General features: G+C 60.7%; 20 protein-coding genes and 4 pseudogenes. 20 read left to right on the top strand and 4 right to left on the bottom strand.

What is annotated here, in order from left to right:
* Positions 1 to 9 precede the first annotated feature (9 nt).
* Genes JCM21793_RS01670 through JCM21793_RS29950 form a run of 3 tightly spaced genes read left to right on the top strand, consistent with a single transcriptional unit; the run spans position 10 to position 2,247 of the window.
* Positions 10 to 1,251, top strand: coding sequence for an ABC transporter substrate-binding protein (locus tag JCM21793_RS01670; RefSeq protein ID WP_036539314.1), 1,242 nt, complete (start codon positions 10 to 12; stop codon positions 1,249 to 1,251).
* 1 nt (position 1,252) lies between these two features.
* Positions 1,253 to 2,122 (top strand): asparaginase, encoded by an 870-nt coding sequence (locus JCM21793_RS23515; protein ID WP_244439614.1) that lies wholly within the window; start codon positions 1,253 to 1,255, stop codon positions 2,120 to 2,122.
* A complete protein-coding gene (locus JCM21793_RS29950) occupies positions 2,011 to 2,247 on the top strand; it encodes an L-asparaginase family protein (protein WP_306306723.1) in 237 nt (78 codons plus the stop codon). Before JCM21793_RS23515 ends, JCM21793_RS29950 begins: the two co-directional genes overlap by 112 nt.
* Before the next feature lie 108 nt (positions 2,248 to 2,355).
* Here JCM21793_RS29950 and capA read toward each other — a convergent pair whose 3' ends face one another.
* Positions 2,356 to 4,434, bottom strand: a complete 2,079-nt coding sequence (gene capA, locus JCM21793_RS01660; RefSeq protein ID WP_025029270.1) for a caprolactamase subunit alpha — start codon at positions 4,432 to 4,434, stop codon at positions 2,356 to 2,358.
* A gap of 28 nt (positions 4,435 to 4,462) precedes the next feature.
* Entirely contained in the window at positions 4,463 to 6,241 is a 1,779-nt protein-coding gene (gene capB / locus JCM21793_RS01655) for a caprolactamase subunit beta (RefSeq protein ID WP_025029269.1), read from the bottom strand.
* A gap of 218 nt (positions 6,242 to 6,459) precedes the next feature.
* On the opposite strand from capB, the gene JCM21793_RS01650 reads away from it, so the two are divergent.
* The gene (locus tag JCM21793_RS01650; RefSeq protein ID WP_025029268.1) at positions 6,460 to 7,413 is read left to right on the top strand and encodes an AraC-like ligand-binding domain-containing protein; all 954 of its coding nucleotides are present in this window, start codon (positions 6,460 to 6,462) and stop codon (positions 7,411 to 7,413) included.
* Positions 7,414 to 7,911: 498 nt separating this feature from the next.
* Positions 7,912 to 8,898 (top strand): type 1 periplasmic-binding domain-containing protein, encoded by a 987-nt coding sequence (locus JCM21793_RS01645; protein ID WP_025029267.1) that lies wholly within the window; start codon positions 7,912 to 7,914, stop codon positions 8,896 to 8,898.
* A 234-nt stretch (positions 8,899 to 9,132) separates the two neighbouring features.
* Here the strand turns inward: JCM21793_RS01645 and JCM21793_RS28530 are convergent.
* Positions 9,133 to 10,681: pseudogene (locus tag JCM21793_RS28530) on the bottom strand (ISL3 family transposase).
* Between the two features lie 135 nt (positions 10,682 to 10,816).
* Here JCM21793_RS28530 and JCM21793_RS28525 point away from each other — a divergent pair.
* Positions 10,817 to 11,340, top strand: a pseudogene (locus JCM21793_RS28525) (IS21 family transposase); the annotation flags it as partial.
* Positions 11,326 to 11,472, top strand: coding sequence for a phosphotriesterase family protein (locus tag JCM21793_RS31680; protein WP_502685570.1), 147 nt, complete (start codon positions 11,326 to 11,328; stop codon positions 11,470 to 11,472). The pseudogene JCM21793_RS28525 and the gene JCM21793_RS31680, both read left to right, overlap by 15 nt.
* Before the next feature lie 104 nt (positions 11,473 to 11,576).
* On the opposite strand, the gene JCM21793_RS01625 is transcribed toward JCM21793_RS31680, so the two are convergent.
* Entirely contained in the window at positions 11,577 to 12,197 is a 621-nt protein-coding gene (locus JCM21793_RS01625; RefSeq protein ID WP_025029264.1) for a TetR/AcrR family transcriptional regulator, read from the bottom strand.
* Between the two features lie 128 nt (positions 12,198 to 12,325).
* Between JCM21793_RS01625 and JCM21793_RS01620 the strand changes: the two genes are divergently transcribed.
* The 13 genes and pseudogenes from JCM21793_RS01620 (at position 12,326) to JCM21793_RS01560 (ending at position 26,392) form a co-directional block, all read left to right on the top strand.
* Positions 12,326 to 13,792, top strand: coding sequence for an MFS transporter (locus tag JCM21793_RS01620; RefSeq protein WP_025029263.1), 1,467 nt, complete (start codon positions 12,326 to 12,328; stop codon positions 13,790 to 13,792).
* 283 nt (positions 13,793 to 14,075) lie between these two features.
* Complete coding sequence (locus tag JCM21793_RS23505) at positions 14,076 to 14,738, top strand: alpha/beta hydrolase (protein WP_051556093.1); 663 nt, start codon at positions 14,076 to 14,078, stop codon at positions 14,736 to 14,738.
* 1,619 nt (positions 14,739 to 16,357) lie between these two features.
* On the top strand, positions 16,358 to 17,155 hold the full coding sequence (locus JCM21793_RS01605) for an alpha/beta fold hydrolase (RefSeq protein ID WP_025029261.1): 798 nt from the start codon (positions 16,358 to 16,360) through the stop codon (positions 17,153 to 17,155).
* Positions 17,156 to 17,182: 27 nt separating this feature from the next.
* Complete coding sequence (locus tag JCM21793_RS23500) at positions 17,183 to 18,301, top strand: ABC transporter substrate-binding protein (RefSeq protein ID WP_244439613.1); 1,119 nt, start codon at positions 17,183 to 17,185, stop codon at positions 18,299 to 18,301.
* Between the two features lie 40 nt (positions 18,302 to 18,341).
* On the top strand, positions 18,342 to 20,084 hold the full coding sequence (locus JCM21793_RS01595) for an ABC transporter permease (protein WP_025029260.1): 1,743 nt from the start codon (positions 18,342 to 18,344) through the stop codon (positions 20,082 to 20,084).
* A pseudogene (locus JCM21793_RS29945) lies at positions 20,077 to 20,516 on the top strand (ABC transporter ATP-binding protein); the annotation flags it as partial. The gene JCM21793_RS01595 and the pseudogene JCM21793_RS29945, both read left to right, overlap by 8 nt.
* An 18-nt stretch (positions 20,517 to 20,534) precedes the next feature.
* The gene (locus JCM21793_RS29935) at positions 20,535 to 21,155 is read left to right on the top strand and encodes an ABC transporter ATP-binding protein (protein ID WP_244439624.1); all 621 of its coding nucleotides are present in this window, start codon (positions 20,535 to 20,537) and stop codon (positions 21,153 to 21,155) included.
* Positions 21,156 to 21,188: 33 nt separating this feature from the next.
* On the top strand, positions 21,189 to 21,824 hold the full coding sequence (locus JCM21793_RS01585; RefSeq protein WP_007009455.1) for a GntR family transcriptional regulator: 636 nt from the start codon (positions 21,189 to 21,191) through the stop codon (positions 21,822 to 21,824).
* A gap of 105 nt (positions 21,825 to 21,929) precedes the next feature.
* A pseudogene (locus JCM21793_RS23490) lies at positions 21,930 to 22,828 on the top strand (proline iminopeptidase-family hydrolase).
* A gap of 14 nt (positions 22,829 to 22,842) precedes the next feature.
* Positions 22,843 to 23,688: a carbon-nitrogen hydrolase family protein gene (locus tag JCM21793_RS01575; protein WP_025029259.1), complete on the top strand. Its 846-nt coding sequence runs from the start codon at positions 22,843 to 22,845 to the stop codon at positions 23,686 to 23,688.
* A 106-nt stretch (positions 23,689 to 23,794) separates the two neighbouring features.
* On the top strand, positions 23,795 to 24,562 hold the full coding sequence (locus JCM21793_RS01570) for a helix-turn-helix transcriptional regulator (RefSeq protein ID WP_244439612.1): 768 nt from the start codon (positions 23,795 to 23,797) through the stop codon (positions 24,560 to 24,562).
* Positions 24,563 to 24,617: 55 nt separating this feature from the next.
* Positions 24,618 to 25,556 (top strand): ABC transporter permease, encoded by a 939-nt coding sequence (locus JCM21793_RS01565; protein WP_202901386.1) that lies wholly within the window; start codon positions 24,618 to 24,620, stop codon positions 25,554 to 25,556.
* On the top strand, positions 25,556 to 26,392 hold the full coding sequence (locus JCM21793_RS01560) for an ABC transporter permease (protein WP_025029256.1): 837 nt from the start codon (positions 25,556 to 25,558) through the stop codon (positions 26,390 to 26,392). The genes JCM21793_RS01565 and JCM21793_RS01560 overlap by 1 nt, the downstream gene beginning before the upstream one ends.
* Positions 26,393 to 26,406: the final 14 nt, after the last annotated feature.

The following is a 26,406-nucleotide window of genomic DNA, read 5'->3' as shown; positions in this document are numbered from 1 at the left end:
GGGCCGCGCGTGACTAGGCCGGCTGCTCCTCAAGTGCATGTGCGCAAGCCCCAGCCGCTCCGCGTCCTGTGCACGGAGATCACCCCCTATCGCCAGCTTCAGGAGCGTGCCGAGCGCGACCTCGGGTTCGAACTGATCTTCGAGCAGCATGATTTCGTGACCGCGCAACGCATTGCCGCGACCGAGCCTGAGCGCTACGACGTCTACGATCAGTGCTTCCACAACCTCGATATCGTCTGGCACTGGCGCGCGGTTCAGAAGATCGATCTCGAGCGTATCGAGCTCTGGAGCGAGGTCAACGATCTTACCACGAAGGGCTGCATCAATGCGTCGGCGCCGCTCGGCTTAGGCGATGCGCCCGTCACGCGGCTTTATGTGCAACAGGACAATTCGCTCTCTTCCGCCCCGTCGCCGCATATCTCCATGCTGCCGACGGTGCACAATTTCGATTCCTTCGGTGTGAACGAGACGGCTACCGGCGTCGATGTCGATTCGGAGGTGCGCTCCTGGGCCGAGCTTCTGCATCCGCGTTGGAAAGGCCATGTCGCCATCGTCGATGAGCCGGCAATCGGCATTTTCGATATCGCGCTTGCCGCGCGCGCGGCCAACCGGATGAGCTTCAAGGACCTGGGCAATATGAGCGTCGATGAGATCGATCAACTCATCGATCTTGCCCTGTCGCTGAAGCGCAAGGGACATTTCACCTCCTTCTGGCGCACCACGCAGGAAGCCACCTTGATGATGGAGCGGGGTGATGTCTGGATCGCAAGCATGTGGTCGCCAAGCGCGGTGCAGCTCAAGAGCCGGCATCTGCGCACCCGCCAGGCGGTGCCGGTCGAGGGCTATCGCGCCTGGCACGGCGGCCTTTGTCTCGCGCGCCATCTGGAAGGTCACCGGCTCGACCAGGGGTATGCCTATCTCAACTGGTTCATTTCCGGCTGGGCAGGCGCCGTGGTTGCCCGGCAGGGCTATTATATGCCCGTGCCCGAGCGGGTTCGCGAGCATCTGAAGCCCGAGGAGTGGGATTACTGGTATGACGGCAAGGAGGCGCGCAGCTCCCTGTGCGGTCCGGACGGCAACACGGCCATCCTGCCCGGCGCTTCCCGCTCCGGCGGCTCCTACTGGAACCGCGCTTCGCATATCGCGCTCTGGAACACCACGATGGACGAACACAATTATCTGGTTCGCCGCTGGGCCGAGCTGGTGAAAGAACCGACCGAAAGAAACGGATTTCTGCGGAACGCGTCCTGACATGAGCAACATCAGACTGATCACCACGGGGGGCACCATCGCCTCCAGCCGCAAGGAAGGCTCCGACCGGGTCGTCGCAAATGTCAGCGGCGCGGAACTGAAGTCGCGCCTGCACGATCCCCTCGAAGGTATCGGCATCACTGTCGACGATTTCTGCTCGGTCGGCAGTTTTGCGTTCGACCTGCCGCTGGCGTTTGCGCTGGCCAAGCACATCGACGAGGCGCTGGCTTCGGACGATTGCGACGGTGTTGTCGTCACCCACGGAACCGATACGATGGAGGAAAGCTGCTACATGGCCGACCTCATCGTCGGCAGTAACAAGCCGGTGGTCTTCACCGGTGCACAGCGCCATGCGGGCGATCCCGATACGGATGGGCCGCGCAACATTGCCGAAGCCGTGCGCGTTGCAGCCTCTCCTGCGGCGCGCGGGATCGGCGCCATGATCGTCTTCGAGCAGGACATTCATGCCGGCCGCGATGTGACCAAGGCGCATACGTCCAGGGTCGATACCTTCCGCTCCAGTTCCTATGGCAAGCTGGGCGAGGTGGATGGTGAGAATGTCTTCATCTACCGCCGCCCCGCGCAACGTTTCCACGCGAAGGTGGAACGCATTGTGCCGGAGGTGGAGCTGATGAAGCTCGCCATGGGCTCCTCGCTGGCCTTTCTGAATTTCGTGGTCGAACAGGGCGCGCGTGCCATCGTCGTGGAGGCGTTCGGGCGCGGCAATGCGCCGAACGGTTTTGCCGAGGCGATAGCCCCATCGTCGAGAACGGCATTCCCGTCATTATCGCCTCGCGTTGTCACGAGGGGCGCACCCGACCTATTTATGGAGGCGGCAGCGGCGGCAAGGATCTCGCGGATGCCGGCGTGATCTTCTCCGGCGATCTCAGCGGCCTGAAAGCCCGCATCCTGGCGTCGGTCCTGTTGGGGCGCGGTGCGGGGCTCGAGGACTTCCGCCGCGAATTCGAGAGCGCGGCGGGTGGGCATTCGGGCTGAGCCACACCTTTTGCCCGAGGTGCCCGGCGCCCTTCGCACCCCACGGCACCGGAGTGAGGGGCCGGCGCCCCCTATCGCTTCATCCTTTCGCGGAAACGCTGCTCCGCCCTATCGCTTCGCCGAGATCACGTAGGAGCCGCTTTCGTGCAGCTCCGCCGTCCAGCCGGGTTCCACCACGATCGTCGTCGTCACCTCCTCAATGATGGCCGGCCCCTCGATACGGTCCCCGGCGCCGAGCTTGCGCCCGTCATAAATCGGGGTGCGGGTATGCTCCCCCTCGCGCGAGAAGATTGCCATGCGGGTGCCCTTGAGTGCGCTGTCCGCTCCGCCGCCTGAGGAAAGGCGGGCGTCGCTGGGCTTGTCGACGATGCCGTAGAGCGTGCTCTCGATATTCACCACCTCGACCGTATTCTTCGGTTCGCTGTAGGTGTAGAGCTGCTTGTGCCGGCGGTGGAAGGCGTCCTTCAACTGTTCGACGGTCTGCGCGTCGATGTCGAATGTTTCCACATCCACCGTGCATTCATGCACCTGTCCCACATAGCGCATTTCGAGGCTGCGCGTGATGCGGATGCGGTCATCGGCAAAACCGTCCTTGTGGAGGTGCTCGCGGCCTTCCTGTTCGATCTGGCGGAAAAGGGCATTCACCCGCTCATAAGCCTCCTCATTGTCGAGGCGCACGGGGCAGGTGGCCATGTGATTGTATTTCACATCGGAGATAATCTGCCCGAAGGCACACAGGCCCGAGGCGAGCTTCGGCACGATGATGCGGTCGATACCCATTTCGCGTGCAATGGCCGTGATATGGGCACCGGTCGCCCCGCCGGCGCAAACCAGCACAAAGTCGCGCGGATCGTAGCCGCGTTCGATGGAGACGCGGCGGATGCCGTTGACCATGTTGGCATTGACGATGGTGAACATGCCATAGGCGGCCTTCTCCAGGCTGAGCCCGAGAGGCTCGGCGATCCTGCCGCGGATGGCATTCTCTGCGTTGGTCTTGTCGAGCGGCAGCCGCCCGCCGACAAGCCCGTCCGGGTTGAGATAGCCGAGCACCAGGTTCACATCCGTCGTGGTCGGCTCCACCCCGCCCCGTCCGTAGCAGGCGGGTCCCGGGTCGGAACCGGCACTCTGCGGCCCCATCTGCAGGAGACCCATATCGTCGATCCAGCCGATGGAGCCGCCGCCGGCTCCCAGCGTTTCCACCTGGATCATCGGAACACCGATCCGGTAGCGCAGGAAATCGATATTCTTGTTGAGGTTGGTAACGCCTTCATAGGTCAGCGTGATGTCGAACGAAGTGCCCCCCATGTCGACGATGATGACGTTCTTCTCGTCGAACGGTTCTGTCACATGCAGGCCGGCGCGCGGCGCGGAGGCTGGACCCGAATTGATGGCATAGACTGAACGGTCAGCCACCACATCGCCCGTGGCGAGCCCTCCGTTGGACTGGAAATAGCGCACCGGCGCCCTGGCGCCGAGCGAACGGAAATAGGCGTCGACCGCAGTCACGTAGTTTTTCAGGATCGGCGCCAGATAGGCATTGGTGATGGCCGTGGAGGTGCGGGTGTATTCGCGCACCTGCGGATAGAGTTCCGAGCCGATGGTGACGAGCGCATCGGGCATCATCTCGCGTACGATCTCCGCTGCTCGCCTTTCATGATCCGGGTGGAGGACCGACCAGACGAAGGAGATCGCGATCGTCTCGATCCCTTCTTCAATGAAGTCCCGGCAGGCCGCCCGCACATCTTCCTCTTCCATGGGCGTGCGCACAGTGCCGTTCGACAGGACGCGTTCGCGCACGCCTTTGCGCAGATTGCGCGGCACCAGCATCACCGCCGGCGGATATTCCGCGTCATAGCGATACCCGTCTTCCTTGTGGCCGTTGCGGATCTCGATGGAATCCTCGTGTCCCGCCGTGCAGATCAGCCCGGTGCGCGCGCCCTTGTGCTGGATCAGCGCGTTGAGGCCGACTGTCGTGCCGTTGATGCACAGGTCGCAATTGGGGATGATCTCCTCCAGCGCCACATCCAAATCCTCGGCGATCAGCGCCAGCCCGTTGCGGATGGCAAGCGTCGGGTCTGCGGGCGTGGAAAGCGTCTTGTAGAGCCGGCTTCCGCCAGCCTGTTCCGCCAGAACGAAATCTGTGAAGGTGCCGCCGGCGTCGATGCCGAGCCTGTATTTGCTGTTCATGTTCTTGTCCTTGAAATGGGGGAAGGGATCAGGCCGCGCGCAGCTTGCGCGTCGCTTCCAGATCGACCTTCAGTGACTTTTCGTCCTCGATAACGACACCGTAGTCGCGCCGGGCGCCCTCCAGCGAGACGAGCCCCAGCCTGATGTCGGCGGCCACCTTCTCGACCGGCCGCTTCCTGGGGTCTCCATAGCCGCCGCCGCCCGGGTTCATATTGGTCACGGTCTCGCCCGGCTTGATGACGCCGATCGTGTTGTTTCGGATGGTCTCAACCTTGCCGTCGCGCTTGAGTTCGAGCCGCCCGACCTTGGTTTCGGCCATTTCCGATTCCGCACCGGCTGCCCCAAGTGCGGGAATGCGGCGTCCTTCGCCGAACATGATGAAGGTCATGTCGCCATCGAGCGGCTCCACCTCCCAGGCCGTTCCGGACCCGCCGCGGTAGAGTCCCGCACCGCCGCTGTCGGTCATCAGCGAATAACGATGGATGACGATAGGATAGGAATGTTCGAGCAGTTCCACGTCGCCAGAGGTCAGTGCGCCGAAACAGCATTCGGGTCCGCAGGCGTGCCAGCCGTCCTGTTGCGGCGTCGCGCCGGCACCCGAAATGATGGTGGCGAGCACCATCGTCACATATTCCTCGTCGTGGCGCCTGTCCCAGCCGGCGATATTGAGGCCGTTGGCGTGCCCCCATGAGGCGGCGACCTTCGAGGGCATGGCCTTTTCGAAGGCAAGGCGCACCGCGTCGGTCAGGGTTTCCATGGGCGTTGTCGTGCAGTTCATGTGCGGCGCCGGTTCCTTGGCGTTGCACAGCGTGCCCTTCGGTCCCATATTCACGCTTACGCAGCGATAGAGCCCTTCATTGTAGGGCGGCGGAAGCTGGGCGAACATCATCAGGCCGAGATAGACGCCCGAATAGGAATTTCCCTCGTAGGAATTGATGAAATAGGGCACCTGCGGCGGGCTCGAAATCTCGATATGGCAATTGTCTTCCTTGATGGTGACTTTCGCCGTGATGTCGAAATCGCCGAAGCCGTGCCCGGCATCCTCCAGAACGGCCGTGCCTTCATAAGTCCCGTCGGGCACGGAGCGGATCAGCGTGCGCATCTGCCGCTCCGCCATCACCAGAAGTTCCTCGATACAGGTGTCCACCTGCTCCTTGCCGTATTTGTCGAGCATCCGGATGAGATTGCGTTCACCCACCTGGCAGGCGCCGATCAGCGCGTTGAAATCGCCCTCTTGGTCGCGGCGCGCGCGCATATTGGTCAGAAGCAGGTTGAGCACGTCGTTGCGCGGTTTGCCTCTGTCCCAGATCTTGACCGGTGGAATGCGCAGGCATTCGGCGTAGATTTCCTTGGCATCGGGATTGTAGCCGGCCGGGACCGGTCCGCCGATATCCGTCAAATGCCCTTTGCAGACCGTCCAGTAGACAAGCTCGCCCTTATAGAAGACGGGCTTGTACATGCATGTGTCGATGGCGTGGCTACCGCCATAGGCGGGGTCGTTGTGCAGGATCAGGTCGCCCTCATGGATGTCGTCGCCGAAATAGGCCGACACGACCTTCATCGCCGGAATGAGCGACCCCAGATGGATCGGGATGTCCTGCCCCTGCAGGATCATTTCGGGCGTCGCGTTGAAGAGCGCCGTCGAATAGTCATGGGCCAGGTTGAAGACGCTGGAGCGCGCCGTCTTCTCCAGTGAAAGCGTCATCTCGCGCTGTGTGGTTTCGAGAATTCCGCGCACCACGGAAAGCGTGATCGGGTCCACGCCGCTTCCCGATGCCTGCTTCTGTTTCTTGACGATCTGTTCCATCCTCATGCCTTTCGCGGACGCATGGAATCCGCCGTGCGGGCACGAGCCTCCTCCATGTCGTTCCTGTTTGTTTTTTGTTCCTTGGCAACAGTAGGAACGGGAAGCCGCGCATGTCTTTGCGCGTCAGTGCGGGATATATTGTCGCCCAGTGCACCGGGCCGGCACCGCGTTTGTGCGCCGGCTTTTTCTATCCTATCCTGCGATGAGGAGATTGCCGGATGAGGACGCTGATATCGACAAGCGGAGTTGATCCCGCAAATCGCAGTGTGCATTGGCACAGCGCGATAGCGCAGGCCTATTTCCCTCTCGACCTGCATTTCCGGGAGCCGGATCGGTTCGGCGGTCGGCTGGAGGAGTGGTCGCTGGGCGGCGTGTCGTTGTCACGCCTGCGCTCCGAGGCGCTTTCCTATCACCGTCATCCCCACCATCTCACCTGCGACGAGCAGGAGCACCTCCTCATCACCATACCGATGAAAACGGAGGTCTTTTTCTCCCAGTCGGGGCGCGAGGTTTATTGCAAGCCGGGCGGCTACATCATCGAGCGCAGCCATGAACCCTATGAGTTCAGCTATGGCGAGTGCGCCGACCTTTGGGTGATGAAGGTCGAGGCTTCCGCGCTTGGCGGCCGCATCCGCTCGCCCGACCGCTTCTGCGGCATGCAGTTTACGGCACGTGGTGGCATCTCCGGCCTGTTCGTGGATATGCTTCATCACATCCCCCAGCGCTTTGAGGCGATGAACGAGCAAGCCCGTGCTGCGGTGGGATTGCAACTGGTCGATCTCCTGGCGCTGTCGATCCATGCGGACGAACGCACGCTCACCTCGGGCGGGTCGTCCGTGCGCGCGGCGCATCTGAGCCGTGTGGAACATTTCGTCCGCGCCAATCTTCACCGGCGAGAACTCGATCCCGATCTGATTTCGCGCTGCTGCGGCATCTCCGTGCGTTATCTGCATGAGCTCTTCCGCGATACCGAGCGCACGCTCGGCCAATGGGTGCGCGACCTGCGTATTGAGGGGGTGAAGGCGGACCTGCGTGCGCCGGGAACGAAGATGTCCATTGCTGAGATCTGCTTCAGACGTGGCTTCGGCGACGTCGCTCACTTCTCGCGCCTGTTCAAGCAGCAGGTCGGTTGCTCTCCCGGCGAATATCGCCGGAAGATGATGTTTTCCTGAAATCTGGACCGCGTGCCGCCCGATGCGGCGGCAAAACAAGGGGATGGAGAGGGGCAGCGTTTCCGCGGACCGGTGAGCCGGCCTAGGTGTTTGACCCCAGAGTTTGATGTTGCGGTCTTCTCAGTGAAGCTGAAAACCCGCAGTCCATCTGGCAGAGGATGAACGTCCTAGATTTCGTCTATTTCAGCGGGAGGGCCTCAGCGGTGCCACGCCTGGGCGCGCTGCTTGGTTGAGGTTGCGCCGTGGCTCCTTGCCATCCGGTGCGGACCGGACGTATAAGATCTTGTAATGCGACCTGTGTGCAGCAGAGCGTATTCCCGGGTTTGCATGCTGAGGCCGGATGACAACAAGCGGCTTGAACGCATTTGCACATTGATCTGAGTTTATACTCAGGCAATCCAGAAATCTACGACCTCCAAGCTGAAATCCCTTTCCGAATGGCTCGACATCGGGATCGCCGAGGCCGATCCGGGGGATCATCTGCCGACCGTCTGTGAGATGATGCGCCGCTTCTCGACGGCGCAGCGCACGGTCGAGCGCGCCTTGCAGCCTTATCTCGAGAATGGGCGCATCCGAGCACGCCCCGGTGCCGGCATCATTGTCTGCGCCCCCCGATCCGAGGACGATCGGGAGACATGGGAAGGGGATCTGCTCGTCCTTTACCGTGTCTCGGACAGCCGGATCGCCCGCAATGTATTGCAGGAGGTCGAGCAGCGGCTGAAGCAGCGAAATATCAGCGTTCTGCAGATCGGCTACTCGACCGAGGAGCAGGCCCTCTCGGTTCTTGGCAAGATCGGAAACTTCAAGACCTGTCTTCTGCAGGTGCATTTCGAGGTGCTCTCGATCGAGTTTCTCGCCGCACTTCGCAAGCATGTGAGAAGCATTGTCATCGACGGTGTCTCGGCAACGGGCATCGACGCGGACGCCGTCGGGACGAATTGGCGCGAGGCGCTTTCGGTGGCGTTTCATGTGCTGCGTGACAATGGGCACGAGCGCATCGCCTTTCTCACTTCAGCCCACCAGGCGCGGCAGATTGCCATGGCCCGGCGCGAATACCTGCTTCTGTGCAGGTCCTTGCCGTCACCGCGGTCAGAATGGCTGATCGAAATCGACAAGCTGCCCGGCGGATATAGCGTCGCCGACATCCAGAATGCCCTTGCCCAGCAGTGCCAGGAGGATGGCAGTCTGCCTTTCACGGCGCTGATCGTCTGGGGTGTCACGGAAGGGTTCATGCTCGAGCGGGCAAATCATGAGCTGGGGGCGCCCGTGCGCGACAATCTTAGCGTCGTCATGTTTGGAAGTACCGACTTCGCCTCCGAGCACCTCAATCGCTTCGACGTCGTCGGCAACGCCAATGCCGAGAAGTTCGACCTGTTCGAGACCCTGCTCGCCGACCGTGTCGCGTTTCGAGACCGGGAGCCGGAAACCCACTATCTCGGAATCAGCTACAAGCCGCATGGCAGCATCATTCCAATTGATTTCTGAGTACAAGATATATTGTAATGATTATTGTACTCAAATACATTCCTCTCGCAATCTGGAGGAGCGAGAGAAAGCATGGATGTGGGGAGCTCGCACAGCACGGTAGGGGTGTCGATAATCGGAGCGGGCGAGCGCGGCGTTTACTTCGTCGGCGTGATTTTTCGTGGAATAGGGACCCCGTTTGAGGGTAATTTTCATCCAAAAGGGGCTCTGACTCACTCTCGCTGCAGCGACAGCCTAAGTTGCACCGACAAGTTGCGCCCGGAGCAGATCGATCTTGGCTCGGCCGTACATCTGCCGCTTGATGAGTTTGAGCTTGGTTATTTGGCCTTCAGTCTGGCCATTCGACCACGGAGAGATGATGGCGTTGCGAACGGCGTCGATATCCTTTTCGACGCCGTTCGCGAATGATCCGACGAGACTTGTCTTCACGTCGGTCAGCCACCTATCCAGTTTAGCGGCCGCCTTCGATCGGATCATTGCTTGAAAGTCGTCGATCAGCGTTCGAGCGGTTGTGAGGTCAGGAACATTGCTCTCGATCGCCGCGACCAGCACGGCGTCGGATTTGGACGGGTCGTCACGCGCCAGCGTCATAAGCCTGGCGATGCTCCGCGCCGAAGGCGTGCGTGCAAGCGCGCTTTGATCGGCCTTTTCGGCCAAACGTCTGCGCCGCGCCCATTCAGAAACGACGCCGATCTGGCCAGGGAACCCCTTCTCGCGCATTTCGCGCCATAACGCTGATGCGTTACGCGCGCCCTGCACCCAACGGCCGTCGAGCCAGGGAAGCCATTCCTCGAGCGAGCTCTGGCGGACACGGAACACGTCGGAGCGCTGACCTCGCAGAACACCGCGCACGAGTTTGCGGCTGTGCCCGGTACGCCTAACGATCTGCTTGATCGGGAGCCCCTGCTTCGACAATTCCAGAATGGCTTCGTTCGTCTCCTGCCTGCGTAGATATCCGTAATATTGCAGCCGTTCGGCATAGGTTAGAAGCTTCGGATCGACGATGGTACTACCGACCGCCCGTCGGATCTGACGCATGGATTTGCAAACCGCGTCGAGAAAGGCGCGACTGGCGTTTTCCATGAGATGCCAGCGGTCGGCCACCTGATCAGCGTGAGGGAGCGCCTTGGCGATCGCTTCGCCATAGCCGCCACCCCGATCCCGCGCGACGATTGTGATGGCCCGTGAGCCATGCCTGCGATGTCGCCTGCTCGCGATCAGGCAGCAGGGTCACTGGTTTACGTCGCTCAAGATCGCAGACAATCGTCCCGTATCGCTGGCCGCGCCGGAAGGCGAAGTCGTCGATGCCGATGATGGAAAGCTCATCGCGCGGCTGTTCAGACCGTCGGCGCACGACACGTAACGGTGTATCATTACTCACCGGCATCATCAGGCGATCGGCAAAAGCTGCGGCCGGCCGGCCACCCAACGCCAGACCAAGATGATGAACGATGGTCTCGAGGCGTCCGGTCCGTCGTGACAACGGAGCCAACACATCGTCGCCAAAGCGCTCAGCAAAAATACGACGGCGACAAAGAACGGCCTCGCACCAGAAACGACGAACCGTCACCTTAAGGACTACATGGTGGCCGGCAATCGGCAGATCGGCGGCTTGCCGCAGATATCGGCTCTGAACCCGGCGTGAATTGGTCCCGCAGCACGGGCACGTTGCCGAAACAGCCGCAGACCGAACGTCAAGAAATACGCAATCCATGCAGATCTTGGCATGCTCAACAACGAACCCCGTCGGCGCCAATCTCGCCGAATCAAATCTCCGTTCCATCGCGCTGATTCCCTCTCGAAATCAGGCGACTTCATCCCTCGCATGCAGCGAGATTGAGTCAGAGCCCAAAAGGGACCCCTTAGACAGAGGGGCATCAGACTGCCTCCGATTATCATCGGAGGCACTTGTTTTTGGATGTTGGTTTTGGAAACGATCGCGAAGATACGCCGTGCCTATTTTGTCCATGGGAAGCCTATCAGGTCGATTTGCCGCGAGTTGAATGTCTCGCGCAAAGTCGTGCGCTAGGAGGCAACGGAGTTTCGTTATGAGCGCAAGCGTCAGCCTATGCCAAGCATGTGTGCCTGGCGGGATGAGTTGGAGGGGTTGCTGTCAGCCAATGCGGCGAAGCATCGCGCGAACGACTGGCACTTGTGCGGATTTTTGAGGAGCTTCAGGGCCTTGGCTATGAGGGCAGCTACAGCTCGGTCTGGCGGCATGCACAGGCCTGGAAAGAGAAGCGGGGCAGCACCTCCGTTGCTGCCTATGTACCGCTAAGCTTTGCACCGGGCGAAGCCTACCAGTTCGACTGGAGCCACGAGATCGTTGTTCTGGGCGGTGTGACGACCACGGTGAAGGTCGCGCATGTACGTCTTTGCCACAGCCGGATGCTGTTCGTGCGAGCTTATCCGCGCGAGACGCAGGAGATGGTGTTCGATGCCCGGTTTGGTGGCCATGGCTTCGCGCATATATTCGCGAATGTGATCCCGCTCATGCGGGAACGGGGGTTCTCGCAAACCGAGATCACAACAATCATGGAACTGACCCCTCGCTCTCTTTTGACGTTTCAGTAATTGAAGGTACACGACGCTGGGGGTTCATTCCATGTTCTGTAGTCACTTGACAGATAGAATGATTGATCCTCTCCCATCGAGCGTGCCGGCCATCCATGAGAACATCAATTTGGTTGGCGGCTTCTACCGACCATTGCCACGATGATCTCATAGAGCTCGGCTTTTGCCTCTTCCACCGTGATCTCCCCGGTTGCGGCGGCATGGGACAAGGCGTCGGCAGCACCCAGCATCGCCCAAAAGCCGGGTGGCAATATGCGCTTTGATCCAGTGAACGGGCCCAGAGCCTTCCGGCATTTCTCGATGAATGCCTGTTGATAGTCGCGCTTCACTGCCTCCAGTTCAGGCGAACCGGCAAGCCCGGCCAGCACGCCGGGGATCTCGTTGCCTTGAGCCAGAATACACTCGACATAGGACGACGCGATGACCCGCCCCGTTCCTTCCAAAGTCGCTTCGCAGGACTCCAGTGCTGCGTCGATCACCGCCGTCTGCCGCGCATCGAAATCCTGATAGAGCGCGGTGAGCAGACCATTGCGCGTGCCGAAGTGATCGTAGATCACCGGTTTGGTGACGCCCGCCTCAGTCGCCAAGCGCGGCAAGGTCAGCGCATCGGTGCCTTCCTCGCGCGCAAGCCGCCACGCCACATCGAGGAGCTGGCGAAGCCGATCATCGCGGTTCAAACGAACGCGCTTCACGGCGGTCCGATTGTTATCATGGGTGCTTGACATTTTTATATACCATAGGTAACTTACTTAAAGTATATACGAGAAGCCCTTCAGACACAACCACCCGCCGGGTCGCAACCCGGTGGCTCAAGCGGCACGCCTGCGCGTCGCTCACAGAGGACCTTTGCCCGATGACTGATATCGCTCTTGAAGCTTCCCTGAACAGAAAGGGCTGGCTTGGCCTCATGGCCGTGTTACCGCTTGTCCTGCTTGTTGCCATGGACGGCTCCATTCTCTACCTCGCCATGCCGCACGTCACCTCCGCGCTCACGCCAACCGCCGACCAAGCGCTATGGATTCTCGACGTTTACGGCTTCGTGGTCGGCTCGTTGCTGATCGCCTTCGGCAACATCGGCGACCGCTATGGCCGGCTCAGGCTCATCATGTTTGGTGCCGTGATCTTCGGTGTCGGATCGCTCGGTGCCGCTTGGTCGCAATCGCCTCTAATGCTGATCGGTGCCCGCGCGCTCATGGGGCTTGGCGGTGCAACGTTGCTGCCCTCCGGTCTGGCGATTGTCAGCGCCCTGTTTCCCGATCCGCGTATGCGTGCGCGGGCCATCGGCATCTTCGCGGCAACGTTTGCGGCCGGCTTCGCCATCGGCCCGCTGATCGGTGGCATGCTGCTCCAGCAATTCGAGTGGGGTGTCGTGTTCCTTATCAACGTCCCTGTGGTGCTCGCCTTCCTGATCGTTGCGCCGGGCTTGCTGCGCGAGGTTCGCTCGACGACTCATGGCCGGATCGATGCGCCGAGCCTGATGCTGTCGTTCATCGGTGTCCTGTTGTTTACATGGTCACTCAAGACCGCTGCGGCCAAGGGTTTCACGGCGATTCAGACAGTGGGCGGGGCCGTCGGCATCATTGCCCTTGGGCTGTTCCTGCGCCGGCAGACCCAGATCGACTATCCGCTGCTCGATCTCGGCCTGTTCCGTGATCGCATCTTCTCCATCGCAATCCTGACTGGTCTTCTTTCGCTGGTGGTCTGGTCTGCTGCAAGCTACCTGTCCGGGATCTATCTGCAAACGGTGCTCGGCTTCGATGTGTTCACGACCGCGCTGCTCACCGTGCCCGGAGCTTTGGTGCTGACCGCCACGTGTGTGGGCTCAGCGGGCATTGTGGAGTGGTTAGGTCGCAAGACTGCTCTTGTCGCAACACATCTGTTGATAAGCGGCGGCGTCTTTGTGCTGCTGCTCACCAGCACCGAGGCTGGTGTCGTGGCGTTCATCGCCTCGACCATGATCGCCGGCATTGGCTACGGGCTGTCATTCAGCCTTGTCGCCGAGGTTGCGGTGTCGGCGGTCCCAGCCGAGCGAGCCGGCGCGGCCGGATCCATTGCGGAAACCAGCAACGAGTTGGGCAATGCACTCGGCATCACCCTGCTGGGATCGCTCGCGGCCCTCAGCTTCCGGCTGCTTGGCCCCGGCGTGGCAGGAACACTCAACGAGACGCTCGGTCATGCGGGCATCGCCCCGGAAATCGCCGCGCAGGCAAAGGACGCCTTCCTTATCGGCCTGCATATAGCGGTCGGCATCGGTGGGCTTCTGACGCTGATCGTCGGCATCGTGGCGTGGCTTTGGCTGCCGAGAAATCTGCCGGAGTAACTTTGCTGGGTGACAAGCGCGATGACTGATCGTCAGTGGGGAGTGCCGGCCGCCAGGGCCGTGCACTTCCGCTCGCGTCGCTGATTCGTGCGCTTGCCGTCGTCCTGGAACCCCGGCGGCATGCGTGCCGTTGCCCGAGCGGCGGAGGATTTCCGCCAAGATCCAAAGGCCGCAAGAGAGCGGCATGATTGAGCCTTCCAGGAAGGAATTTGACGTAGCCGGCACTCGATGCATCGGCTATCTCTAACGGGATGATTATTCTGGCCAACTGCTCGCGATCATCATGGCGCACGGGTTCAGCGTGACGCAGCAGGGATCGCTCGCCCGCACGGCACAGGATTTTGCAGACGCTGGCTTTGCCGTTTTCACCTTCGACTATCGCAGCTTCGGTGAGAGCGAGGGGACGCCGCGACAGGTTATCGATATTGCCCATCAGCTTGAGGATTGGAAGGCGGCGGTGGCTTTCACCCTAGGCCTCGACGGCATCGACCGCGATCGCATCGGGCTCTGGGGCAGCTCACTCAGCGGCGCGCATGTCGTGCATGTCGCTGCTCACAATCCCGCCACTGCAGCCGTGATAGCCCAGGTGCCATTCAACGGGTTCCCCTCGAGAGTGGAAGGGCGTTCGGCGGCCGAAAGCATCGGGCTGTTCTGGGTTGCCATCAATGATCGGGCGCGCGCGTTGTTGGGGCTTCGGCCTCTTTACGTGCCGGTCGTCGGGCGGCCCGGAGAGCGTGCGATCATTACCACCGAGCGGGCAGACAAGATCGTGTCGGCTTTGAAAGGCAGCCATTGGGAAAACCGCGTGGCGCCCAGGGTGATCCTCGATATGCTTTTTTGGCGATCGGCCAGGTTCGGTGGCGCATCGCTTAAAAATGCCGCTCCTTGTCTGCCTCGTCGAGCAGGATGCGCATACGCCGCCAGAGCTGGCCCGCGAGATCGCTGAGCGTGCGCCTCGCGGCGAGGTATTGTCGTACCCTTGTTCTCATTTCGACATCTATGAAGAGCCGATGCGCGGTACGGTGATCGCTTACCAGATTCGCTTCCTGAGACGCGCTTTCGATGGCCATTAGGTCAATCGGTATCGGTGGTTACATGTTCCCAGCTCTTCCTTGGAATCCGCCTAGGCCGCTTGCCAAACCTGGTTCAGAATCCGAGCGGCGAGAGCCGCCTTGTCCTGCGGTAGGAAACGACCGTAGTGATGCGCGACCATAGTAAGGGAACCGATCCTTCGCCTGCCGGCAGCTGAAGTTTCCGTCGGATGGCCGAACTCTCGCTCGGCCGCTATCGCACTCGCAATTGGGCCGTGCTGATGTAAGCACAGGGCAACGCGCGTGTCTGATTGGGTTCGTACCCTACGCTGCTGTGCGAAACATCTCGTCAAGGAGCGCTGTATCCATCTGGAGCAGCGTGGGGAGAAGAGGAGAGGGTGGTCGCAAGTAGTGATGATTGCAGGCCCTCGATTTGATCCTGCATATTGATGAGTGTTGCAGGATGTAACAGAGATTTGAATGTTCCCAAATAGGTAGTAATTTCAATAGCTTGACATCGTGACGGTATTTTCGTCGGTACAGATGAATCTTTGAGGGAAAAACGCTTTTGAAATCAGAAAGTTAAGCTTTCAGGATATGATCGAGTGGGAATAGCTGTTTTCCAATCGGGGCTGGCGTGAAGAAAATTCCGCCGGCCCTTTTTTAACAAAAGCCTTTCCAGCTCGGTCCCGTTTTGACCAGCGCGCACCAGATTGGCATCAAAGTCACCGCGACGGTATGTCTGGCGATGTGCCGAAGACCTGAAGTCCAGCGCACCAGCGATTGCCGTCAAGCCATTCGGTTCTGCTGGACGTATTTTCGGGGCCTGCTGATCTGTTTAGCGCGCAGCTCGCGATGCGTGGGCACTGCCGAAGTGCGGCCTATATGCCATTGCGAAAGGGCGACGCCTGATCATTGAGGAGCCTGCGGCAGCGCCAGACGGCACCAGTCGCCATCTCGCGTGACCTTCCCGCTGCGAAGTGAAATGCAATGCCGGGCAGGTACTGGAAGCCGCGGACCTCAATCGGGACGTGGACTTTCTTTCCTGCCGTGCCTTCCATTGCTGGTCGCTGGTCAACCGACCGCGGCGCTCGGATTTCCATCGCCAGCGGAGTGCGGGAAGTCTTTGTCGGTCAATGTCGGAACGGGCATGTGTGCCGCTCTGTTTTCCGTGAGGGTGACCTGATCGAGCAAAGGGCCACTCCCTCATGTTTCTCGAAGACTGCGGACTGAGGCGGGAAGACCCGCGCCGGTGCTGCGGGCCGGCAGCTTGTCGTTGCCTGTACAGAACCCGGACACAACGAGCGCTTTGCAAAAAGCTGTATTGACGGCACAGGGCAAATGCCGCATTAATTGCGCATAAAGTTGCGCAAATTTATGAGCATATAATGTCAGCCTCATTGAACACGCTATTCTCAGACCCGAGTCCACGGGGACGTGATGTTCCTGTCGCGCCGTTGGTTCTGCGATCAGCAGGGGCATCGAGCTGCAGGCGTTCCGATGCTTTTCCTGCAAGCCGTTCGGAGGAGCGCGCATGAGACTGGGGGGAGATGCGATTGCGCTTGAAAAAGGGGTGGCCGACCATGAGGCAGATTCGCGTTTTGCTTATGCGTGGACGCTGGCTCCCTCGCGCAGGCCTGATCGCCCCCTGCTGATCGCCGTTCACGGCAGTGCACGCGATCATCTGCAAACGCGCGACGCATTTGACGATCTGGCTGCTCGGCAGGATATCAATGTGTTTGCGCCACTCTTTCCTGCCGACGTGACGCACCCCGGCTATTCGGACGGGTATAAGTTTCTCCGCGAGCCGGGCATCGATTATGCGATGCTGCTGGAAAGCATGGTTGCAGCTTTCAGGGCGCGCTTCGCTCTAGGGTCTCAACCTGCCTATCTGTTCGGCTTTTCTGGCGGGGCCCAGTTTGCCCTGCGGTATGCGCTGGTGGCAGCGGGCAAATTGTCCGGCGCGGTTATCGCAGCGCCCGGCGCCGTAACATTGCTGGATACGGAACTGCCCTGGTGGCCCGGCGTCGATGGTATCGAGAGGGCCATTGGGCGTTCGGTTGACAGGAAGGGGCTCGAAGGGCTTCCGCTCCATCTTCTCATCGGTGCAAACGACAGCGATCAGGGCCTCGTGACGCGGGGACCGGATCATCCCGAATACTCGCCTTACGCCGACATTGCCGGTGCGAACCGTCATCAGCGCATGGAAGCCCTGAAAGAAAGCCTTGAGAAATCGGGGCTGAAGCCGGGCTTCGAGTATCTGGATCGTGTTGGACACGAGCTCGGCCCGGTTGCCGTGGCCGCAGCCGGCGCCATCGAAAAGTGGCTTTGAATGCATATACAAAAAAGGGGAATCTCCATGCTTCGCACATTGCTTCTATCCGCCGCGTTCTTGACGCTTTCTGCCGGCGTGTCATCGGCGCAGGCGCTGCCTGACCACTATCCGGCGGACTATGCCGACCTGATCGCACAGGCAAATGAAGAAGGCTCGCTGCTGATCTATTCCAACATGGGGCCGGAGAATTGGGAGCCGCTTATCGCCGCCTTCAACGAGCATTATCCGGACATCAAGGTGGAAACGCTCGACCTCGGGCCGGGCGAGGTGTTCACGCGCTATCGTGCCGAGACGGGCACGGGTGTGGCGACAGCCGACATGCTGGCCGCCGGCACGATCGGTGACTGGATTCAGGCCGCCAATGACGGTCTCGTCGTTGATTACAAGTCACCGGAAGCCCGGTTCCTGCCGGAGTGGAGCCTTCCGATGCCGGGCGTCTACACCTTCTCCGCCGACCCGATGATCCTGATGTACAACAAGGTTCTGGTTCCGGAGGAACTGCGCACGGCCTCGATGGAAGAGTTCTTCGCCAACATCACCGCGCACCCGGACGTCTTCAAGGGCAAGATCGGCACCTATGACGGCCAGTTCGCTTTTGGCGAATCCATCAACTTTGCGTTCGTGCGTCACCATGGTGACAAGGCATGGGAATGGTTTGACGCAATCGGCCCGTCGACGCGACCCGGTGGCGGCACCGGCGGCATGATCGAGAAGACCGTGAGCGGTGAAAACACGGCGTCCTACTTCGCATCCGGCCCCGTTCTCTTCCCGCGGTTGAACCAGGGCGTCGGACAGATCATAGACTGGAAATTTCCTTCCGATGGCACGCCTGTCTTTCTGCGCGGTGTCGGCGTAACGGAAAAGGCACCGCATCCGGCGGCAGCGCGGCTCATGCTCGACTTCATCCTCTCGGAAGAGGGGCAGTATGCGGTGGCGGAAGGCAAGCTGACAGCCTATCGCCCCGGTGTTAAGCCGGAGGGCGAAACGTCCTATTCTCTTGACGAGGTGATCGCGGAGATTGGCGGCGAGGACAAGATGATCCTCATCGATTACGACCCGAACATGCTGACAGAGCATGAAGCTTCATCGCACGCTGGGCCAAGGCCTTCGGCATGTAATCGATCAATGCGGCGGCCGGCTTGAAAGCTGCCGGCCGCCGCATGGCGAGAAAGAAAGCCAGATCATGAATACGCAATCCGCCGAGACCACGCTTGCGCCTGCGCGCGTCGGCCCGGCAATCGTGCCTCTCAGCCGTTCGCGCATGGCGCAGTGGCTGATCTTCATCATCACGGCGGTGCTTGTGCTTGCGCCGGCGCTGCCAATCCTGCTTCAGGTGTTTGTCGCCGGCCCTCTCTATGAGCGGGACTGGCACTTCACATTGGCTAACATCGGTCGGCTTCTGGGCAATGAGGCCATTGGTGAGATTGCGCTGACGACGCTGGCCTTTGCGGGCCTGACGACGGTCATCGCGCAGGTGCTCGGCGTGGCAGCAGCCCTTCTCTTCGGGCGTACGGACATGCCCGGTCGTCGGGTGATGGGCGACATGATGATGTGGCCGCTCTATCTGTCGCATCTCATCATGGTGGTCGGCTGGCTCATCGTCTACGGCCCCTCCGGCTTTCTGACCCAGGCTTTCGCGCGGATGTTCGGCGACGTGCCGTGGAACCTCTATTCCATTCCGGGCATGGCCATCGTTGCCGGTGTCTCGCAGGCTCCGCTGGCTTATCTTTATTGTCTTTACGGCGTGGCGCGCTCCATTGACCCGACGCTGGAGAGTGCTGCCCGGACCTGCGGTGCAGGACCGCTCACCGTGATGTGCCGTGTGACTTTGCCGCTGATGTTACCGGCCATCGTCACCTCAAGCGCGCTCAACATCGTGATCGCCGTGGAAATGCTCTCGATCCCCCTGTTTCTCGGCAGGCCGGCGCGGATCGACACGCTGTCATCCTATCTCTATCTGGAGGGGATCGGCGCTTCCAATCCGCAGCATGGCATGGTGGCCGCATCGGCTCTGGTACTGGTGGTTCTGGTCGGCGCAACGCTGATGCTACAGCGACTGCTTCTGTCCAACGGGCATCGTTATGAGACGGTGAAGGGGAAGGGCACACGCCCCGCGCCGCTGCAGCTCGGCGCGCTCAGATGGCCGCTTTTCACGCTTGCCGCTCTCTATATCGTGTTCGTTGTTCTCGTCCCGATCCTCGGGCTGGTTCTGCGCGCCTTCACCAGCTACCTGACGCCGCTCATTCCGGTCTGGCAGGTGTTGACGCTGCAGAACTTCAAGGACGTCTTCCAGACGGACGCCTATATGCGCGCACTCTGGAACACGCTGATCATCTCGGTGGCAGCGGCTGGTCTCGGCACGCTTCTCACTGCGCTGATTGCACTCGTCATCCAGCGGTCGAGCTTCCCGTTCCGCCGCACGCTCGAAGCACTGGCCTATTCGCCGCGCATGGTGCCGGGCCTGATCACTGGTCTGGGGGTCTTCTATGCCGCGATCGTCTTTGCGCCCTTCGGTTGGCTGCGCGACAGCATCTGGATCCTCGTTGTCGCCTATGTGATGGCGACCATTCCGCTGGGGCTTGGCGCGGTGCAGCCTTCGGTAGTTCAGATCGGCGCAGATCTCGACAAGGCGGCGCGTACGGTGGGCGCAGACTGGATAACCAGCATGCGGCGCATTCTCCTCCCGCTCATGAAACCGGCGCTGCTTGGCTGTTTCATTCTGCTCTTTGTCGTGCACCTGAAGTCCTACGTCGTCGCCATCTTCCTCATGGCGCCGGGACTGGAAATCATGGGTGTGACCATGCTCGGCCTCTGGGAGAACGGAGCAGCCGGCGTGACCGCCGCCTTCGCAACCCTGCAGATCGTCATGATCGCAATTCTTCTGATCGCCGCCCGTCTCGTGTTTGGAGTTAAGCTCTATGAATAAGCTCGTTCTGGAAAATCTCAAAAAGAGCTATGGCGACGTTCACGCCGTAAACAACATCTCGCTGACGGTGGAGCAGGGTGAGTTCCTTACGCTTCTCGGGCCGAGCGGCTGCGGAAAGTCGACCACGCTTGCAGCGATTGCCGGTCTCGACCGGCCAACATCCGGTGTCATCCGCTTTGGCGACCACGTGCTTTTCGATGAGGCGAACGGTCAGTTTGCGCCGCCTGAGAAACGCGGCTTTGGGGTGGTGTTCCAGTCCTATGCGCTGTGGCCGCACCTGACGGTCGAGCGCAATGTCTCCATGCCTCTGGAGCTGCGCAAGGTGAACCGGCAGAACGCGCGCGACGCGTCGACGAGGCGCTGGATCTGGTCGGGCTTTCAGGCTACGGCAAGCGCTATCCGGGTGAATTGTCGGGAGGCCAGCAACAGCGTGTTGCGCTGGCGCGTGCGGTGGTGTTCCGGCCGCCGCTCCTGCTGCTTGACGAACCGCTCTCCAACCTCGATGCGCAGCTGCGCCAGAGTGCACGGGTGTGGCTGAAGGAAATTCAGCGCGAGCTTGGTCTGACCGCCATCTATGTGACCCACGATCAGGAAGAAGCGCTGGCAATGAGTGATCGCATCGCCGTCATGCGTGCGGGCAAGGTCGTTCAGCTTGGAACGCCGCAGGAAATTTACGAGCGTCCGCAGCATCCCTTTGCAGCAACCTTTATTGGCAGTGCCAATCTTATCGAAGGCATCGTTGAGGAAAGCGCCCGCAGGGGCGACACGGTCGTCACACGCCTGCGTCTGGCGGATGGTCAGAAGCTCGACGGTCACAGCGCGGTGCCGATGGCCGCCGGGGCCAAAGCCAGGCTGGCGGTACGTGGCGAGCGTATGCGGGTTGCAAAAGGAAGCGATGCGAACACGCTGGACGCCAACTTCACCACCGCCAGCTATCTGGGCAATCACTATGAGCAGAAGCTAACCCTGGCGGGGCAGGAAATTCGCATGCTTGTGAATGTTCCTGTGCCTGAAAGGGCGGGGAAAATACACATTGCGGAGGGAGATGCCCTTGTCTTTGCCGCAGAGTAGTGGGAACCCTCGAAAGGTTTGGGGAAGGCAGCGATGAGCAAGAGGGAGATCAGAAACGGGCTGAGCGAGCGCCTGCGCGCCGATATCGCGGCTGGTTTCTATCGGCCGGGCGAATGGCTGCGGCTCGTCGATCTTGAAGAACGCTATGGGGTAGGGCGGTTTGACGTGCGTCAGGCGCTCGCCCGGCTTGCATCGGGGCATATGGTCAGCCATGTACCCAATCGCGGCTATCGCGTGGCCGAAACCGATCGCAGGCAGCGCGATGAACTTACAGATGCGCGGCTGATGCTGGAGGTGCCGGCAGCGCTGCTGGTGATCGAGCAGGCGAGCGAAGAGGATGTGGCAAACATAGAAGCCGCTGCGCTCGCTTTCGATGATGCGCTCGAGGCCGTTCCCTATCCTGAAGCACAGAAGCTGAACCACGCTTTTCACCACGCCTTCTACGCCTGCTGTGGCAATCGCACGCTGATCGATCTCATCCATGAACTGCGCGAGCGCAATCTGCCTGGTGAGTGGAACCAGTGGGCAATGCCGGCAAAGGCGAGGTCCAGCAGTCTGGACCATCTCGAAATGGTTGAGGCGCTGAAGACGCATGACCGCGAGCGCATGACAGAAGTCGTTACCCGTCATCTGACACGCTGGCGCGAGGCGCCTTCAGAGCAGCGATGACGGCGCAGCTCCGCGCCCGTTATCCTTCTCTCCTGCTATTTATTACAGATTGCGCCGCTGCGGATGGCGGTGAAGGCTCTGCTAAAATCCCAAAGGAGTTTTCACATGCCAGCAGTCGATGTGGTTGAAGATTTTGCGTCCTTCCGAGAGTACAAGACCTGGTATCGGGTCATCGGAGATCTGAAATCCGTAAAGGTGCCGCTTGTGGCTGTTCACGGCGGCCCCGGGTGCACGCATGACTATCTTGAGAGCATCTCAGATATCGCAGCCACAGGCCGCGCAGTCGTTTTTTACGATCAGATCGGAAACGGGCGTTCGACGCATCTCCCGGAGGCCGGTCCCGATTTCTGGACCGTCGACCTGTTTCTTGAAGAGCTCGACAATCTGCTCGATCATCTGGCATTCGTCAGCGCTACAATCTTCTGGGCCAGTCCTGGGGCGGCATGCTTGGATCCGAGCACGCCGTGCGCCAGCCGGAAGGGCTGAACGGTCTCATCATCGCCAACTCACCCAGCTCCATGAAAGCATGGGTGGAGGGCTGTCTTGAGTTGCGCAAGAAACTGCCGCAGGAAACGCAGGATGCCCTGTCCCGTCACGAAGCGGACGGTACCTATGATCATCCCGACTATCAGGCGGCGTCGCAGGTTTTCTACGAGCGCCATGTCTGCCGTCTGCAGCCCATGCCGGATTTCGTAAAGCGCACCTTCGACTGGATCGACCGTGACCCGACCGTCTACCACACGATGAACGGTCCTACGGAGTTTCATGTGGTCGGTACGCTGAAGGACTGGACAGTGGTGGAACGTCTGCATCGGGTGCAGGCGCCGACGCTGGTTATCTCGGGAGCGTATGACGAGGCCTCACCTGCAACTGTGGGCGAGTTCGCTGACCGTATTCCGGGAGCTCGCTGGGAGATGTTCGAGGCGTCGAGCCACATGCCGCATGTCGAGGAACGCGGTTCTTACATGGCTGTCGTCGCCGATTTTCTGGCGCGGCTTGATTGAGAGGGAGGGGACCTGTGAGCAAGCTTCACGTTGCTGCGATCCAGTTGAACACGACGGGTGATGTGCAGGCCAACAATGCCCAGATCGAAGAGATGGTTCGTCAGGTGGCAGGTGAGGGCGTGTCCTTCGTCAGCCTTCCGGAGGCAGCCAACATACTTCTGCGCGACAATCTGCGTTACCCTTCGGTGTGTGTGCCCGAGGCGGAAGATACGACACTGGCGCTCTGTCGCCGCCTTGCCCGGGAACTCGGCATCTGGATACATGCCGGCTCGCTCCTCGTGCGTCATGAGAACGGGCAGCGAATCTGGAACAGAGCCTATCTCATCGCTCCATCGGGCGATGTTGTGGCAACCTACGACAAGCTGCACACATTCGACGTAAAGCTGGGGGGCGCGGCCGATTTCCAGGAATCCGCCGCCGTTGCCCCTGGTGAGGGTGGCGCCGTGGTCGTCGACATGGGCGATTTCCGGCTCGGTCTGTCGATCTGCTACGACATTCGCTTTTCCTATCTGTTCGATGCGCTGGCCGGGGTCGGTGCGAATGTGATGATGATCCCGGCTTCATTCTCCACGGCGACGGGGCCGCTGCACTGGGAAGCCCTGCTGAAAGCTCGTGCGATTGAAACCGGCTCCTATGTGATTGCTGCAGCGCAATGTGGTGAACGGGAGGGGGTGCGGGTTTACGGTCAATCCCGGATCATCTCGCCATTCGGCGAAGTCATCGCTGCGGCGGGCGACGATCCGTGTGTCATCATGGCTGAAGTCGACAGCGCGGTTGTTGCAGCGACCCGTCACCGCTTGCCAACGCTGTTGCAGCGCCGCGAAATCGGGACGCCCCGGGTCATCATGGCTCGGCCGTAGCGGTGCGCCGTATTCGGGATAATCGGGCTTGCCTCTACAAAAATCAGCGCTTAGCCTTTACGAGTGCTGGCCTGGGATGCCCGACAGATCCGAATAGATGAAGGTGATGAACACAAAGCCGAAAACGCCATCGAACGCTGAACTGGATCGAAAGCTCGATCGGGCTGCCCGCTCGGTGGCGAAGTTCGGAATGCAGGCATTGATTTATGACTTTTCTCCCGTGCCCTTCACACCTGAGGGGGAGTTGATCACTCCCACTGTCCTTGCCTCCCGGAACATTCCTGGAGAAATGGAGAGACTCTGGTGTAGCGGCGGCTTCTACCAGCTTGATCCGGTGCAGAAGATTGCGTTGGGTCGCGCACGCCCCGTCTACTGGTCCTATCATGCAGATGAGTCTTCGGAACTGAGCGAGCGCGGAAACATTCCCGCAGAGGTGGCCAGTTTCCTGCGCGAACGCAAGCTGGCGCGCGGTATCACCGTGGCCGTGCGCGGGGGCACGCGCGGCCTTGCGACGGTAACGGGCATCTGGAACGAACGCCCGCCGGAGAGGCGTCTCGACAATGAATTGGCCGCTGCATTCACGCTCATGGCGCATGAATTGCAGGACGAGATCATGGCTTCGATCAACGACGAAGCGATGATGACGACCGCGGTGCGCCTGACGCCGCGCGAGATGGAATGCCTGCGCCTTTGTGCGGAAGGCCGTCCCGACAAGCAGGTCGCCCATGCGCTCGACCGCTCGCTTTCGACCGTTATCATGCACATGCAGTCGGCGATGAAGAAGCTCGGCGCCCGCAATCGTGCCCAGACCCTCGCCCGCGCGGCCCATTACGGCCTGCTCGATCCGGTCCCCTCCTGCCGGCCGAACCTATAAGTTCTTCCAGCTAGGCTGTCTTCCGATCCCTTCCTAGGCTCCTTGAAGGAGAAGGATGAGGAGGGAGACTTTGGGACGACGCTTTTGGCTAAAGCGGCTATTGCGAACGCTGATCACGCTGTGGGCGGTGGTCACGTTCACATTCGTCGTTCTGCGCACATCCGGTGATCCGGTTGTCGCGCTGCTAAGCCCTGACGCCCTGCCGGCCGAGATCGAACAGTTTCGTCAGAAATGGAATCTCGATCGTTCGCTTTTCGAGCAATACCTCGCTTACATGCTCAATCTTTTCTCCGGAGATTTCGGGCATTCCTATCAGGATGGGCGTGCCGTCACGACGATAATAGCCGAGCGCCTGCCGAACACGCTGCAACTGGGCGCGGTCGCCTATCTCTGGGCGCTGGCCATCGGCATTCCCGCAGGCATTCTCGCCGCGCTGAAGCGCGACAGCCTGCTCGACCGGGGCGTCATGACCTTTGCCGTCGTGGGTTTCGCGCTGCCAAACTATTTCCTCGGCATTCTGATGATCCTGTTTTTCTCGTTCCATCTGCGCTGGCTTCCGAGCGCGGGAGCGGGCAGTGCGCTTCATCTCATCATGCCAGGCCTGACGCTGGGGTTCTACGTTGCGGGAACGCTCGCGCGGTTCACCCGCTCGGCCATGCTGGAGGTTCTGGAGCGCCCTTATATGCGCACGATCCGGGCCAAGGGCGCGCCCTTTCTTTACGGTGTGCTGCGCCATGCGCTGCCCAATGCGGCGATCCCGATCGTCACCATTCTAGGCCTCAATCTTGGGGCGCTGGTGGGTGGCACGGTGGTGGTAGAGGCGGTGTTCGGCTGGCCGGGCATCGGGCGCCTTCTGGTGCAGACGGTCGCCTCGCGTGATCTGGCGGTGGTGCAGGGGCTCGTCCTGATGATGGCCGCATTCATGGTTCTCGCAAACCTGTTGGCCGATCTCACCTATTCCCTGATCGATCCGCGAATTCGGGTGAGCAAATGATGCGCCATATTCCAACGATCGCATGGCTGTCGATCGCGACACTCCTCTGCGCCCTTCTTTTCGCACTGTTTGGCGGCTGGCTTTCGGACCATGCCGCCACCCAGCAAAACCTGCTTGCACGCATGCGGCCGCCGCTGCTCTTCGGAGGCGACTTCGAGTTTCCGCTGGGCACCGACAGGCTGGGCCGCGACCTGCTCGCGCGCATGGCCGAAGGGCTGCGCATATCTCTTCTGATTGCGCTTCTCGGTTCCGTTCTGGGTGCGCTCTTCGGCTGCACGCTCGGCTTTGTCGCCGCGCATTTCAGAGGCTGGGTCGAAGAGACGATCATGATGGTCGTGGACATTCAGGCGTCCCTGCCATTCATCCTGATCGCCCTGACGCTGCTCGCCTTCTTCGGCAATTCGTTCGGGCTCTTGATCTTTCTCATGGCGATGTTCGGCTGGGACTCTTACGCCCGCCTTTCGCGTGGTGTGGTCCTGTCTGCCAAGAGCCAGCCCTGGGCGGAAGCGGTCCGCACGCTCGGTGTGCCGCCAGTGGCGCTTTACCTGCGGCATGTGCTGCCCAATGTGGCGGGCATTCTCATCGTCCAGCTTACGTTGAACTTTCCGCAGATCATCCTGCTTGAGAGCGCCCTCAGCTTTCTCGGTCTCGGCATTCAGCCACCCATGACCAGCCTTGGTCAGATCATGGGAGACGGGCGCGATTACCTGTCCACGTCTTGGTGGATATCCGTGTTGCCGGGCCTGACGATCTTTCTCGTTTCTCTGGCGATGTGCGTGCTTGGGGACTGGCTGCGCGATCGTCTCGATCCGGCACTGCAACGTGTGCGGCAATAACACAAAACCAATGG

The organism is Nitratireductor aquibiodomus NL21 = JCM 21793, assembly GCF_000615975.1.
Classification (GTDB): Bacteria; Pseudomonadota; Alphaproteobacteria; order Rhizobiales; family Rhizobiaceae; genus Nitratireductor; species Nitratireductor aquibiodomus.
Note: the sequence above shows the minus strand (reverse complement) of the source record. Positions and strands in the feature narration are given on the sequence as shown.

Coding starts and splice junctions, on each gene's coding strand:
- JCM21793_RS23515 (WP_244439614.1), top strand. CDS start 1,253: ATGAGCAACATCAGACTGATCACCACGGGGGGCACCATCGCCTCCAGC.
- capA (WP_025029270.1), bottom strand. CDS start 4,434: ATGAACAGCAAATACAGGCTCGGCATCGACGCCGGCGGCACCTTCACA.
- capB (WP_025029269.1), bottom strand. CDS start 6,241: ATGGAACAGATCGTCAAGAAACAGAAGCAGGCATCGGGAAGCGGCGTG.
- JCM21793_RS01650 (WP_025029268.1), top strand. CDS start 6,460: ATGAGGACGCTGATATCGACAAGCGGAGTTGATCCCGCAAATCGCAGT.
- JCM21793_RS01645 (WP_025029267.1), top strand. CDS start 7,912: ATGATGCGCCGCTTCTCGACGGCGCAGCGCACGGTCGAGCGCGCCTTG.
- JCM21793_RS31680 (WP_502685570.1), top strand. CDS start 11,326: ATGGTGTTCGATGCCCGGTTTGGTGGCCATGGCTTCGCGCATATATTC.
- JCM21793_RS01625 (WP_025029264.1), bottom strand. CDS start 12,197: ATGTCAAGCACCCATGATAACAATCGGACCGCCGTGAAGCGCGTTCGT.
- JCM21793_RS01620 (WP_025029263.1), top strand. CDS start 12,326: ATGACTGATATCGCTCTTGAAGCTTCCCTGAACAGAAAGGGCTGGCTT.
- JCM21793_RS23505 (WP_051556093.1), top strand. CDS start 14,076: ATGGCGCACGGGTTCAGCGTGACGCAGCAGGGATCGCTCGCCCGCACG.
- JCM21793_RS01605 (WP_025029261.1), top strand. CDS start 16,358: ATGAGACTGGGGGGAGATGCGATTGCGCTTGAAAAAGGGGTGGCCGAC.
- JCM21793_RS23500 (WP_244439613.1), top strand. CDS start 17,183: ATGCTTCGCACATTGCTTCTATCCGCCGCGTTCTTGACGCTTTCTGCC.
- JCM21793_RS01595 (WP_025029260.1), top strand. CDS start 18,342: ATGAATACGCAATCCGCCGAGACCACGCTTGCGCCTGCGCGCGTCGGC.
- JCM21793_RS01585 (WP_007009455.1), top strand. CDS start 21,189: ATGAGCAAGAGGGAGATCAGAAACGGGCTGAGCGAGCGCCTGCGCGCC.
- JCM21793_RS01570 (WP_244439612.1), top strand. CDS start 23,795: ATGAACACAAAGCCGAAAACGCCATCGAACGCTGAACTGGATCGAAAG.
- JCM21793_RS01565 (WP_202901386.1), top strand. CDS start 24,618: ATGAGGAGGGAGACTTTGGGACGACGCTTTTGGCTAAAGCGGCTATTG.
- JCM21793_RS01560 (WP_025029256.1), top strand. CDS start 25,556: ATGCGCCATATTCCAACGATCGCATGGCTGTCGATCGCGACACTCCTC.